Source organism: Gottfriedia acidiceleris, assembly GCF_036421055.1.
Classification (GTDB): domain Bacteria; phylum Bacillota; class Bacilli; order Bacillales; family Bacillaceae_G; genus Gottfriedia; species Gottfriedia acidiceleris_C.
Genome location: NZ_JAZGQS010000014.1, coordinates 64,431 through 76,838, shown reverse-complemented (window position 1 = coordinate 76,838; position 12,408 = coordinate 64,431). Strand labels below are relative to the sequence as shown.

The window sequence follows — 12,408 nt, the reverse complement described above, 5'->3', positions numbered from 1 at the left end:
CCCCTAAGCAATGATTTCTCGTTCATTCTTAAACTGTTCATATTGTTTCTCAATCATAATTTTCTTTAAGACTTGTACACTATTCCAAACATCTACATAAGAAGTATAAAATGCGATTGGTGCTAATCTGATTACGTTTGGTGCTCTAAAGTCCGGAACAATTCCATTTAACTTTAATGCTTTACAAATCCTTGCTGCATCATCGTGTTCAAGACAAACATGTCCACCACGAATTGAATCCTCGAGTGGATTACCAATTGTAAAATCAAATTCACTTAATTCTTCATTGATTAAGCTCATTAAATAAGCTGTAATGTGTAAAGACTTTTCACGAATCCTCGCAATTGTAGCTTCTTTATACATTTCAAGTGAACCAACAAGCGGTGCCATGCTTAAAATATGCGGGGTACCAATTTGATAAGCACCAACTGTATCAGACGGAACAAATTCATGCTTCATATCGAACTGCTTTTCTTTATTTGAGCCGAACCAACCAGCTAATCCAGGCACAGTTCCAAAATGCTTTTCATGAACGAATAAGCTTCCAACTCCACCTGGCCCACTATTTAAATACTTATAATTACACCAATAAGCAAAGTCCACGTCCCATTCATGGAATTGATGAGGGATTGCACCAACAGAATGGCATCCATCAAAACCGATAATAATTCCACGCTCATGTGCAACTTTTGTTAATCTCTCTATATCTAATAATTGTCCGCTTCGGTATAAAACAGTTGGAAGTATAATCAAAGCAATTTCATCAGTCATTGCTTCAATAATATCTTCTTCTCTAATTGTTCGACCATCACGGCTTTTAACTTGAATTAAGTGAGCTGCTGGATCAAAGCCCTTTAATTTTAATTGACTTTGAATAGCATAAATATCTGATGGAAAGTTTAATTCATCCGCTAAAATTTTCGTTTTTTGACCATTTGGTTGATAAAAAGATGCAATTAATTGATGAAGATTTGTAGTTGTTGAACCAGTTACAATCACTTCATTCTCTTTAGCCCCAACCAATGGTGCACTTAAAGCTCCCAATTTTTCTGCAAAATAATACCATGGATGATCGCCCTGCATCCATCCATCGATTGCAAGTGTCTTCCATGAATCTAATAAATCTAGCAAACTTTGTTCTGCTCTTTTTGAAAGAAGCCCTAGCGAATTGCCATCTAAATAGATAGTATCTGGTTGTAAGTAGAACTCATCACGATAGATTGCTAACGAATCTTTTTTATCTAGAAATTCTGCAAATTCTTTTGTTGGCTGAAACATCCTCTTGTTTTACCCCCTTGCAAGAAATACCCTCTATATTAAAGGTATTGCGATTAATAATATATGTCAATATTTTCTGAATATAATATTTAATAAAAAAAGTGTCAACAAATCCAAAATATTCCTATCTTAGATTTTGACACGATTTAATCTTCTATTTGATTACTTTACCCTACAAATGTAAGTCCCGTTTCTTAAACGAAACATACGTGACAATCGTTAATAGAATAATTAATCCGATCGATATAGTTGTAAAAATACTGTCAAATCCTCCACCATACATCATATCTTTCGCTTCAAAGTACTTAAACGGCGTTAGATATTTTAAGCCTTCAATCCGCTCATTCAAATCAATTGCGATTGATAATATAAATGTAATTAATAGAATACCCGTTGCATAAGAGGCAGCCTTTTTGGAATTTTTACAAACTGCAGCTATAGCCGAACCAATTACTAAAAATAATAGCTGTAAAATAAACATCCCAGCCATTACTACTGCTATATCACCATTTACATTTTCACCTTTACTATACTTTCCTACGATTAGTACACTGGATATCCACGTCATACCGTTAAAAATAAGGATGTTTACTAGTGCACTCATTAATTTAGAGGTAATGATCTTAATTCTCGAAATAGGTTTTACAAATAAAAACTCTGCTGTTTTATCTCGCTCTTCTTTCGCAATAATATTAGCGCCTAGCATTGCCGCGTGAATCGTTGCCATTAAATATAAATATAAAACTAATATGCCAAAATAGCCACTTGCCTTTGATAAATCCAGCGCTCCCGAACCCATTATTGCTTGGAGAGATTTTGGCATTTGACTAAAAAGTTCAGTTATTTGGCCATTGGAAGCTGTAGCTTTATATTTCGCCATTCCACTACCAACTAAAAAAACAATTCCGATACACCAAAAAATAATCGATTTTCGATATGTCTTCATTTCTCTTAAAAATAGATTCATTTCCACCCGCCCTTTCCTTTATGTTATACCGCCTGAATATCTCTTTTCTTATAAATCATATAGCTTGCAAAGATTGAAAAGATGATTATTCCAAACGACATAATCAGAAATTGTGATTCAAATTTTGAATGAACAATGATATATTTCGGTTCAAAATATTTAAAAGGTGAAAGAAAACGTTTGGCATTGCTTTCATCTGTAGCTACTACCATACCAACTACGAAAAATCCAAAAACAATCGCAAGTGAAACTGATAGTACCGCTTTGATTTTTGGAAAAATAACTGATATTAACATGCCAATTCCAAAAAATAGTAACTGTGTAATAAACAACGAAACAGAGAGTAATATAATTGATTTACTACTATACCCCGCTGTTTTTACATGCAAAGCCATCATAATCGTTGCGACTAGATAGAATATATTTGTAATCGCTAAAGAAACAACACCTGCAAAAATCTTTGAAGTCATAACTTTTGTTCTAGTTACAGGTTTGGTTAAAAGAAAATCGGCTGTTTTTTCACGTACTTCTTTTGAAATAATTGAGGTACCTAAAATCATGGCTTGAATCGCCCCACAAAGAGATATATAAATGAATACATAAGAATAAAATCCTAAAACATTTCCAAAACTCTCAATTTCAAGTCCAAGTGCTTTTCTTACTCCTTTTGGATAACCTTCCAACACTTTTGAAAATTCTACATAGTCCTTTGCAATAGCTGGGAATAAAGATAAGAAAAAAACAACGATTGCCATTAAAGAAGCTGTCCAAATAAAGGTAGATTTCCGATAAGCTTTTAATTCATGTAAAAAAATATTCATCGCTTATTAGGCCTCCTTTTCATAATAATGTAAGAAAATTTCCTCCAGGTCAGGCTCTTCAATCCATAAATTTTCAATTTCGATTTCCGCTATTTTCTTTAAAACTTTATTTATATTGCCTTTAAAAATAAAGCTAATCGTTTTCCCTTTAGTGGAGATATTATTTACACCTGGCATATTGAAGAAATTTGGATCTACTCCGTTTTGAATATCTATTTTAAAACGTTTGTAATTGTTTTCTTGTAATGTACTTATTTTTTCTACTGTCACAATCTTACCTTCTTTAATAATTGCAACTCGATTACATAAACGCTGAACTTCACTTAAAATGTGAGATGAAAATAAAATCGTTGCTCCTTTTTTATTTTCTTCCTCTAATAAGTCAAAAAATCTTTGTTGCATTAAAGGGTCAAGACCACTTGTCGGTTCATCCAGTATGATTAACTTCGGTTCATGAAGTAATCCTTGAACGATACCTACCTTCTTTTTATTACCTAAAGATAAATCATCAATTTTCTTCGTTAAATCTAGATCCATTACTTCAGCCAATTCTTTTATTCGTTTCGAGCAATCTTTTTTATAAAAACTAGCTGAGTATTTTAACAAATCCATCACTTTCATATTGTCATAGTAAAAAACTTCAGAAGGCAAATAACCGATTTCTTTTTTTATTTCTGGAGCAAACTGTACACAGTCCTTTCCAAATATTTTAGCACTACCACTAGTAGGATAAATTAACGAAAGTAAAGTTCGAATTGTAGTTGATTTACCTGCACCATTTGGACCAATGAATCCGAATATTTCTCCCTCTTCAATATTGAAGCTTATATCTGTGATTCCTCTTGAATTGCCGTAGGTCTTCGTTAAATTATTAATTTCAATCGCGTACATAAATGAGCCCTCCGCTTTGTTTTGAAATATTCCGTTTTGATTATTACAAAACTAGTATATACCTCAATTCTAAAAAAGAGAATATGTTTTGAAATAATTTTAATAAAATATTTCAAAACATGATATACTATTGTATAGATAATGACGGAGGTATCGATATTTGGACGGATATAAAAAACGAACTCTGCAGAAGATGGAGAGCATTGAAAAAAGCACAACTAAATTATTGTCATTACCATTAAATGATATAAAAATAGCAGATATAGCAAAATTAGCGAATGTATCACAAGTATCAATTTACAATTATTATGGCAGTAAAGAAGCACTATTAAAGGCAACAATTATTAGATTGATGGATCAAAATTACGAAGAAACAAAACAAATGCTTTCGAGTGATATTCCTTTTAATGAAAAAATTAAAGAATTATTCATACGTAAGAAGAACGGTCTAGATATCATTAATCTTGAAATGTTTACAGCATTAATGAAAAAAGACCCTGAACTTCAAGAATTAGTATTGGATTTTACAATGAACAAATCGTTCAAATTACTGATTTCGCTAATCGATGAAGGACGTTCATTAGGTTTAGTTCGAAATGAGGTTCAAAACAAAACATTATTAATCTATATCCAAGTCTTAAGCCAAGCTTTTTTAAATATGGACCAAACAACTTCACAATACATCCAACAAAAAGAAGTAGTAGACGAAATGATGAATATATTCTTATATGGGTTACTGAAACAAGAGGACTCAGACTAATAATCTATTTTTGATTGTAGACAATATACTAATAGCTCGATTTTCAGACTGATTGCAAGCGCTTGTCTTTCGAGGCGCGAAGCCTGGTGACGAGCGGAGTTACCACTAGGCGGTAATGAGCACCGCGCAGGCAGGCGAAGCAACGAAGAAAGCGAACGTTTTTCGGGCAGTCTAAAAGCATCTTTGCTTAGGCAAAGATGCTTTTCTATTTGGAATATTCTTCTAGATAAACTTATCCGAAGATTTGTATTATCTAACTCATTTTATTCATACAATGAATTACCTATCTATATTTTAAACTCTTGGAGGAGTATATGCGTAAAACTATTCTATGGTTTAAAGAAAATTGCGAAGAAATTAAGCGAGGCCTAATAGGTGGATTTACTATTTTTAGTCTAGCTGTTATTTTTTTTACACCAGATTCATCTGTAGAATACAACCAAAACGCATGTCTAAAATGGGCGTATAACAAATCTGCACAAGTCAACGTCTGCTCCATTTATAAAACATCTACTACTAACACTATTCCATACGGTTCAATGGTGAAAGAGAGATAAGAACTGAAAAAGGATAAGGCATGCACCTTATCCTTTTTCTATTGTCCAGCAACGTCTCTCTTCTTAAAGAGCTCACCAGCAGTAACAAGAAATAACAAAATATAAATGACCAGTACTGCTATAGAAAATTCAATTCTCATGCCGTTTTCTATATTGATTCCCTTAGTGTAAACCGTTAAATCAGTGTGCATAAATGGTAAGAATTTAGACCAGTTTTTTGTTCTCAATAATGTTGCGATCACATCTGAAGTTGCTAGTAGAATTATGCTGATTAACAAAGAAATACTGCTTGTCCTTAACACAGTAGATAAAAAATAAGCAACGGCAACAAAGAACAAGTATGGTAGTAGATTAATTAAATAATCGTTTAGTAAACTTGGTAAAATTCCTTGCTCTACTACATGGTTATTTACATATTGTAATACCGGTTGAGCACTAAAATTTAAGCCGTTTAATGCACTACCTATAATAAACGAGTAGATGATAATCGCTAAAGAAAAAATGAAATATAATATCACCAAACTTAAAAATTTTGCATAATAGATCATTCGTCTTGTTGATGGTTTAACGAGCAAGAAATTAATTGTTTTCCATTGATGTTCTTTTGACATCATATTACTTGCATAATAAATAAGAAGGATTCCTATAAAGTTTGTTACGGTCGCACCTTTCTTCATAAAGTCCAACATAGTGTGTTGTTGAATTGGTGAAAGATTATGTGCAAGACGATACTTATTGATCTCATATTTCTCTTTTTGCTCTTTTGCAGATGCTAGTAAGTTGGAAGAGTTTTGCTCTGCTAGTACTTCTTCTATCTTTTTATTTTCTATTTTTAATTCTGTTCTCCAGTTTTCAGCTTTTGCTGCTCCGCTTACCTTTTCTACATAATCCCATCTTCCTAGCACAATAATTGGGATAAATAGTAAAATTAACGTTATGATAAATGATTTTTGCACGAATATTTTACGCAATTCGTTCTCAATTAATCGTATGAAATTACTCAATGACATTTCCCCCTGTCAATTGAATGAACAAATCTTCTAACCTTTCTTTTTTACGAGTTATATAATAAATCTCTATCCCAATAAGCACTAACTCTTTGATTAATGAAGGAATCTCTTCCTCAACAATTTCAATAATAATCGATTGATCATTAATAATGTCAAAATTGTACTTGTTATCTCGATTTGTAAAACTACTTTCTAAACCTTTCGTGCTCTTTACAACTATTTCAATAAATAACTTCTCACCACTTTTATCATTCAGATCAATTGATTCAACAAATTGACCATTTTGAATAATAATTGAGCGATCACAAATCAATTCTATTTCAGATAATAGATGACTAGAAAGTAGGATTGCTGTTTGTTCGACCTCAGCAATACGTTTTAAATAATCACGGATTTCTCTTACTCCAGCAGGATCTAATCCATTAGTTGGCTCATCTAAAATTAAAATTGAAGGATTATGTAATAACGCTTGAGCAATTCCTAATCTTTGCTTCATCCCTAAGGAATAGGTTGAAAACTTTTTATGTATAGCATTTGAAAGTCCAAGTAAATCAATAACCTCAAGAACTCTCTCCTTTGAAACACCTTCTAGCATTCGAGCAAAATACATTAGATTTTTATACCCACTATAAAAAGGATAAAATGCAGGAGTTTCAATCATTGCTCCGATCTGTTTGATTGATTCTTTAAAGTTTTCCTTAATCGAATTGCCTTGAATAAATATCTCACCACTTGTGATACTCATAAGTCCAACAATCATTCGCATTGTCGTAGTTTTTCCTGAACCATTTGGCCCAAGTAAACCTAAAACTTCACCTTTATATAATTCAAAGCTAATGTCTTTAATAATCTTTTGCTTACTAATCGTCTTATTTACGCTTTTTAGCTCAAGAACAATATCTCGATTCATCTTGAGGCCTCCTAAATGTGCAATAATTTCTTACTGACTATAAAGTTTTCCCCCTTCCTTTTCTGAATAATTAATGCTATTCTCATGGAAGGAATTGAAAGGAGAACTTTATGAAAAGAATACCATATTACTTAGTATTTGGCTCATTTATCCCATATTTATTAATCTTTGCTTTACCTTTTTTACCTGTTTCTGGGGGCATTAAAGCTGGTCTGATTGCTCTATTCGTTATTCTTGGAGAAGGAATGTTTTGGATAGGTGGAGTATTTGTAGGAAAAGATGTTATGACGAACTATCGTAAAAAATTGAGCCCGGCAAAATGGTTTAAAAATAGAAGAAAGCAAGAAAACTGATGAATAAAGGGATGCTCTCATAAAGAGCCCTTTTTTTTTGTGAAAAATGGTGATTGTGGATAGAAAGCAAAATACTGTTAAATTTGTTGATAAAGTTGTGAACAATGTTTATAAAGTAGAGATTTTTTATCCATAAAGTCATTGGATTCAAATTCAGTTGGATTTTGTGTGTTGATAACTAGTGAATTCAGACTGAAAAGACTAATTTGTATCGAACATTGTTGATAAAGTTGTGAACACTTCGTTGAATAGTATGTACAGCAATTAATCTAATTTTGGATACAAATCTGAATCTCTCTAAATCTGCAAGAATTTGATTTTAAGCTCTTAATAAAACGCAAAAAACCCACAAAATTGTGGGTAGACATCCATTGTTTCAGACGAATTGCAAGCGCTTATCTTACGAGGGCGCGAAGCCTGGTGAGGAGCGAAAGTTACCTTAAACGGTAATGAGCACCGCTTGAGCAGGCGAAGCAACTAAAGAAAGCGAGCGTTTGGCGCGCAGTCTGAAAAACTTATTTTCCTTCTATTTGCTTCCATTTATTTTGCATAACCGGAGGCTCATAGTTTTGCATTAGTTTTAGTAGGTCGTCTGCATTTTCTGCAACAACAAATAATGAAAGTGTATTTTCGTTCATAAATCCTTCTTTTACAGCATGCTTAAGCAAATCTAACACAGGGCTAAAGAAGTTATCAACATTTAATAAACCAATTGGCTTATTGTGGATTCCAATTTGTGCCCAACAAATAATTTCAAATAATTCATCGAAAGTACCAATTCCGCCCGGCAGTGCAATAAACCCATCGGACATCTCGTTCATTAAAGCTTTACGCTCATGCATTGATTCTGTCTCAATGAATTGCGTTAGCCCTTTATGGGCAACCTCTCGACGAAATAATCCACCAGGCATAATGCCAATGACATTTCCACCTTGTTTTAATACTTCATTTGCGATTTCTGCCATAATCCCTAGTCTTGATCCACCATATATTAAATCTATATTATTACTAGCAAATAAGGCACCTAGTTTTTTTGCTTGAAGACTAAATGACTCTCTATTCCCAAGATTTGAACCAGCATAAACACAAATTTTCTTCATAAAATGTCACTTCCTTCGATGTATTTTACTTTATTTTAACATATCTTTCGATTAGGATTGTAAAGATAAAGTTAACTAATTTTTTTAGGAGTTGAAAAAATGAATTTAGGTACCATTGGAACAAGTTGGATTACAGAAAGTTTTATCGAAGCTTCAAAGGATAGTAAATTGCTTAATTTAACTGCGATTTATTCTAGAAATGAAGAAACTGCAAGCGCATTTGCTACAAAGCACAACGCTCCTAAGTTTTTTACGAATATTGAAGAATTAGCAAAAAGTCCTGATATTGACGTAATATACATAGCATCACCGAACTCATTACATTATGAACAAAGCATTTTATTATTAAAGAATAAAAAACATATAATATGTGAAAAACCAATTTTCTCAACAACTAAAGAGTTAGATCACGCCTTTAAAGTTGCAGAAGAAAATGGAGTTTATTTATTTGAAGCAATTCGTAACTTCCACTCACCAAACTTTACTGCTTTAAAAGAAGGTCTAGAAAATATCGGCCAAATTAGAAGTGCTAATCTGCATTATTTACAATATTCTTCTAAGTATGATGCATTTCTTAGAGGTGAAAATCCTAATGTGTTCTCACCTGAATTTTCTGGTGGAGCATTAGTAGATTTAGGTGTTTATCCAATTTATGTAGCCATTGGTTTATTCGGAAAGCCAGCCTCAGTAAATTATACACCTGTTAAATTGCGTACTGGGATTGATGGTAGTGGAACATTAGTGTTAAATTATGAAGACTTCACTTGTAGCATCCAATGCTCTAAAGTTTCTCAATCATATATTGAAAGTGAAATTACTGGTGAAATTGGAACTTTAGTTCTTGATAAGCCATCTCCAATTTCAAAAATCACTTTAATTAACCATAAATCTAAGCAACGAAAGTCATTGGAAGTTAGCCAAGTATCAAATGATATGCTATATGAAATCCAAAATATTACTAGCATAATAAAAGAATCAAATCAAACAGAATATGAAAATTTAAAAGAGCTTAGCAGACTAGTATTAACAGTAACTGAATCTGCGAGAAAGCAAGGCGGAATTGTTTTTGGAGTTGAAAATAAAGAAAACTAGCCGACTGGCGAGCCTTTAGGCTATATCAGAGGCGTAGTTGCGCTTGTAAATAATTCCTAAAACTGGAGACTAGGTCGAGTTTTCCTCTGCTGCCACTTTATACTTTCTAGTGAAATGAATAAAAATACCAGTTATCCGATCAGTTGGATACTGGTATTTTTTCTTTTTTACTGTATTGCTGAATAAAAAAATTAATCAGCTTTATTATTTTTAATTATACAACAACCCATCCAACCCCTGGCATAAAGTACCATCTTCTACCATTCAGGATATAATACCCTCCTGACCAATAACCTCCTGTTCCAGGAAATCCATGTCCAGGTCCGTATCCATGTCCATATCCTGGACCATATCCATGTCCATATCCTGGACCATATCCGTGTCCATATCCTTGACCATATCCATGTCCATATCCTGGACCATATCCTTGACCATATCCTTGACCATGCCCTTGACCATATCCTTGACCATGCCCTTGACCATATCCTTGACCATGCCCTTGACCATATCCTTGACCATGCCCTTGACCATATCCTTGACCATGTCCTTGACCTGGTCCATGGCCTGGTTGAGTATATCCTGGTCCAGGATATCTGCTATCTAGTTCATCGTAAAACATACACTCACCACCTAAATAGAATCATATCCATATAACATATTAATTCTATTCAACACATGAGCAAGTACAAATACAATTACCTAACTGATTTATTTAAATAATGATTTTGCCTATAAGTTAAAATGCACCCACATTAAATACTAACCATAATTCTTATTCAATATATTCTTCAAGTTCTTTATATAAAGCAATACTTTTTAAGTCTAATTCTTCAAGTTCTCGATGATAATTCTGTAAAATGTTTAAATCATTTTCATGCAACATTTGATTATTAATTTCACCTATTGCTTCTTCTAAAGAATAAATTTCATTTTCAATGTCTTCTATATTTCTCGATTTTGTTTTCAATTTTTTTACTGGTTTAGAAAACGAATTCGTTATTATTTTATTTTTTTCTCGATTATTTCGATTGATCGTCATTTTTTCTTTCGCAATTTGGTATTGATCAATAAATTCAAAAAGCTCTCCATTATGCAGCCAATAAATTTTTGAAAATAGCTTATTTATAAAATAACGGTCATGCGAGACGGAAAGAATCGTTCCTTTGAATTTTTCAAGAGCATCTTCTAATACTTCTCTGGATTCAATATCCAAATGGTTTGTAGGCTCATCTACGATTAATAAATTAATATCTTGATACATAAGTTGAGCCAATCTTAATCTCATTCTCTCTCCACCACTAAGTTGACTTACTTTTCGATAGACCATATAGCCATAAAATAAAAAGCCAGCTAATATATTACGTGCTTCACCTTCTGTAACATGTACTTCCCCTCTGAATTCCTCAAGTACAGTGTGATCCGAATGGACTGGTTCGTAATGTTGTGATAAATAACCAATCTTTACGTTACTACCCAGTTTAATTTTTCCTTCCTCGATTGGTGACTGGCCTAAAATCATCTTCAATAAAGTTGATTTACCTGTCCCGTTATCTCCTACAATAACCGCTCTTTCACCATAGTATAATGAAAAGTTAAGCTGTTTAAATAAAACTTTATCCGCAAAGGCTTTTGAAAGATTTTCTGCAACAATTACTTCTTTTCCACTACGCCCAGATTCCTCTAACTGAAATGCCATTTTCTTTTTTTGTAAGACCGGGCGTTTTAATCTCTCAATTCGTTCTAGCGCTTTTTCCATACTTCTTGCTCTTCTGTGCAAACCAGCATTCGGTGGATTTGCTTGATTAGCCCATTCTCTTAAGCGCTTAATCGTTTCTTTCATTTTTTGTATTTTCTTTTGCTGTTCTTCATAAGCCTGGAATTCTTTTAGTAATCTTTCTTCTTTTTGAATAACATATTGTGAATAATTCGTATGGTATACGTTAATTTCTCCATCTTCTAATTCTAAAATATGATTGACTACCTCATCTAAAAAATAGCGATCATGCGAGATGACAATAATCGTTCCTTCATACTCCTTTAAGTATGAACCTAACCACTCAATAGCAGATAAATCTAGGTGATTTGTTGGTTCATCCAGTAATAGTAAATCAGGTTGTTGTAAAAGGACGATTCCTAATCCAATTTTTGTTTTTTCTCCACCACTTAAAGAAGAAAATTGTTTGGAAAGTAAGTCAGTGATTCCTAATCCATTAGCAATTTTCGCAAGTGAAGCTTCCATCTCATAACCACCGTTATTACTAAATTTCTCCTGTAATGATCCATAGCTTACTAGCAATTGTTCTAATGCACGCTCATTTACCGTATTAGACATTTTTAATTCTAATTGCTTCATTTCATTTTCTATTTTCCTTAATTCTTCAAAAACCATTAGTAAAACATCCCTACTAGTCATCCCATCAGGAAAAACAGGAATTTGAGCTAAGTATCCTGTTTTTAATCCTTTTTTAAAATGAATTGAACCAGTGTCAGGTGATTCTATACCCGTTAAAAGTTTAAAAATACTAGTTTTACCACTTCCATTTGCTCCAACTAAACCTACCCGGCTACCTTGATGGATTTGAAATGATAATTCCGTAAAAAGTGAATTTCCACCAAACATTTTTGAAATTTTATCTATACTACATGCAATCATGATTAATTATTCTCCT

Annotated in this window: 13 protein-coding genes; 4 read left to right on the top strand and 9 right to left on the bottom strand. The window is 32.8% G+C overall.

Annotation, left to right across the window (positions count from 1 at the left end; translation table 11 throughout):
- Positions 1-3 precede the first annotated feature (3 nt).
- The 4 genes from kynU to RAH41_RS18710 form a co-directional block, all read right to left on the bottom strand.
- Entirely contained in the window at positions 4-1,278 is a 1,275-nt protein-coding gene (kynU, locus tag RAH41_RS18725; RefSeq protein ID WP_331224653.1) for a kynureninase, read from the bottom strand.
- A 172-nt stretch (positions 1,279-1,450) separates the two neighbouring features.
- Positions 1,451-2,245, bottom strand: coding sequence for an ABC transporter permease subunit (locus RAH41_RS18720; RefSeq protein ID WP_331224651.1), 795 nt, complete (start codon positions 2,243-2,245; stop codon positions 1,451-1,453).
- Positions 2,246-2,268: 23 nt separating this feature from the next.
- A complete protein-coding gene (locus RAH41_RS18715; protein WP_331224649.1) occupies positions 2,269-3,066 on the bottom strand; it encodes an ABC transporter permease in 798 nt (265 codons plus the stop codon).
- 6 nt (positions 3,067-3,072) lie between these two features.
- Positions 3,073-3,957, bottom strand: coding sequence for an ABC transporter ATP-binding protein (locus RAH41_RS18710; RefSeq protein ID WP_331224648.1), 885 nt, complete (start codon positions 3,955-3,957; stop codon positions 3,073-3,075).
- Between the two features lie 160 nt (positions 3,958-4,117).
- Here RAH41_RS18710 and RAH41_RS18705 point away from each other — a divergent pair, with 160 nt between their 5' ends.
- Both RAH41_RS18705 and RAH41_RS18700 read left to right on the top strand, forming a co-directional pair.
- Positions 4,118-4,717, top strand: coding sequence for a TetR/AcrR family transcriptional regulator (locus RAH41_RS18705; RefSeq protein ID WP_331224647.1), 600 nt, complete (start codon positions 4,118-4,120; stop codon positions 4,715-4,717).
- A gap of 314 nt (positions 4,718-5,031) precedes the next feature.
- Entirely contained in the window at positions 5,032-5,274 is a 243-nt protein-coding gene (locus RAH41_RS18700) for a hypothetical protein (RefSeq protein WP_331224646.1), read from the top strand.
- A gap of 38 nt (positions 5,275-5,312) precedes the next feature.
- Here the strand turns inward: RAH41_RS18700 and RAH41_RS18695 are convergent, their stop codons facing one another.
- Entirely contained in the window at positions 5,313-6,278 is a 966-nt protein-coding gene (locus RAH41_RS18695) for an ABC transporter permease (RefSeq protein ID WP_331224645.1), read from the bottom strand.
- Positions 6,271-7,194, bottom strand: a complete 924-nt coding sequence (locus tag RAH41_RS18690; RefSeq protein WP_331224643.1) for an ABC transporter ATP-binding protein — start codon at positions 7,192-7,194, stop codon at positions 6,271-6,273. The genes RAH41_RS18695 and RAH41_RS18690 overlap by 8 nt, the downstream gene beginning before the upstream one ends.
- Positions 7,195-7,304: 110 nt before the next feature.
- On the opposite strand from RAH41_RS18690, the gene RAH41_RS18685 reads away from it, so the two are divergent.
- Positions 7,305-7,547, top strand: coding sequence for a transporter suffix domain-containing protein (locus RAH41_RS18685; protein WP_331224641.1), 243 nt, complete (start codon positions 7,305-7,307; stop codon positions 7,545-7,547).
- A 515-nt stretch (positions 7,548-8,062) separates the two neighbouring features.
- Here the strand turns inward: RAH41_RS18685 and RAH41_RS18680 are convergent.
- Positions 8,063-8,647, bottom strand: coding sequence for a TIGR00730 family Rossman fold protein (locus tag RAH41_RS18680; RefSeq protein ID WP_331224640.1), 585 nt, complete (start codon positions 8,645-8,647; stop codon positions 8,063-8,065).
- A gap of 99 nt (positions 8,648-8,746) precedes the next feature.
- Here RAH41_RS18680 and RAH41_RS18675 point away from each other — a divergent pair, with 99 nt between their 5' ends.
- Entirely contained in the window at positions 8,747-9,739 is a 993-nt protein-coding gene (locus tag RAH41_RS18675; protein WP_331224638.1) for a Gfo/Idh/MocA family oxidoreductase, read from the top strand.
- A 214-nt stretch (positions 9,740-9,953) separates the two neighbouring features.
- On the opposite strand, the gene RAH41_RS18670 is transcribed toward RAH41_RS18675, so the two are convergent.
- Together RAH41_RS18670 and abc-f are read right to left on the bottom strand one after the other, a co-directional pair.
- Positions 9,954-10,358, bottom strand: a complete 405-nt coding sequence (locus RAH41_RS18670) for a hypothetical protein (RefSeq protein ID WP_331224636.1) — start codon at positions 10,356-10,358, stop codon at positions 9,954-9,956.
- A gap of 153 nt (positions 10,359-10,511) precedes the next feature.
- Entirely contained in the window at positions 10,512-12,392 is a 1,881-nt protein-coding gene (gene abc-f / locus RAH41_RS18665; protein WP_331224635.1) for a ribosomal protection-like ABC-F family protein, read from the bottom strand.
- Between the last annotated feature and the right edge of the window lie 16 nt (positions 12,393-12,408).

What these genes read in the sequence shown, in the direction of transcription:
- kynU (WP_331224653.1), bottom strand. Translation starts at nt 1,278, where the DNA reads ATGTTTCAGCCAACAAAAGAATTTGCAGAATTTCTAGATAAAAAAGAT.
- RAH41_RS18720 (WP_331224651.1), bottom strand. Translation starts at nt 2,245, where the DNA reads ATGAATCTATTTTTAAGAGAAATGAAGACATATCGAAAATCGATTATT.
- RAH41_RS18715 (WP_331224649.1), bottom strand. Translation starts at nt 3,066, where the DNA reads ATGAATATTTTTTTACATGAATTAAAAGCTTATCGGAAATCTACCTTT.
- RAH41_RS18710 (WP_331224648.1), bottom strand. Translation starts at nt 3,957, where the DNA reads ATGTACGCGATTGAAATTAATAATTTAACGAAGACCTACGGCAATTCA.
- RAH41_RS18700 (WP_331224646.1), top strand. Translation starts at nt 5,032, where the DNA reads ATGCGTAAAACTATTCTATGGTTTAAAGAAAATTGCGAAGAAATTAAG.
- RAH41_RS18690 (WP_331224643.1), bottom strand. Translation starts at nt 7,194, where the DNA reads ATGAATCGAGATATTGTTCTTGAGCTAAAAAGCGTAAATAAGACGATT.
- RAH41_RS18685 (WP_331224641.1), top strand. Translation starts at nt 7,305, where the DNA reads ATGAAAAGAATACCATATTACTTAGTATTTGGCTCATTTATCCCATAT.
- RAH41_RS18680 (WP_331224640.1), bottom strand. Translation starts at nt 8,647, where the DNA reads ATGAAGAAAATTTGTGTTTATGCTGGTTCAAATCTTGGGAATAGAGAG.
- RAH41_RS18675 (WP_331224638.1), top strand. Translation starts at nt 8,747, where the DNA reads ATGAATTTAGGTACCATTGGAACAAGTTGGATTACAGAAAGTTTTATC.
- RAH41_RS18670 (WP_331224636.1), bottom strand. Translation starts at nt 10,358, where the DNA reads ATGTTTTACGATGAACTAGATAGCAGATATCCTGGACCAGGATATACT.
- abc-f (WP_331224635.1), bottom strand. Translation starts at nt 12,392, where the DNA reads ATGATTGCATGTAGTATAGATAAAATTTCAAAAATGTTTGGTGGAAAT.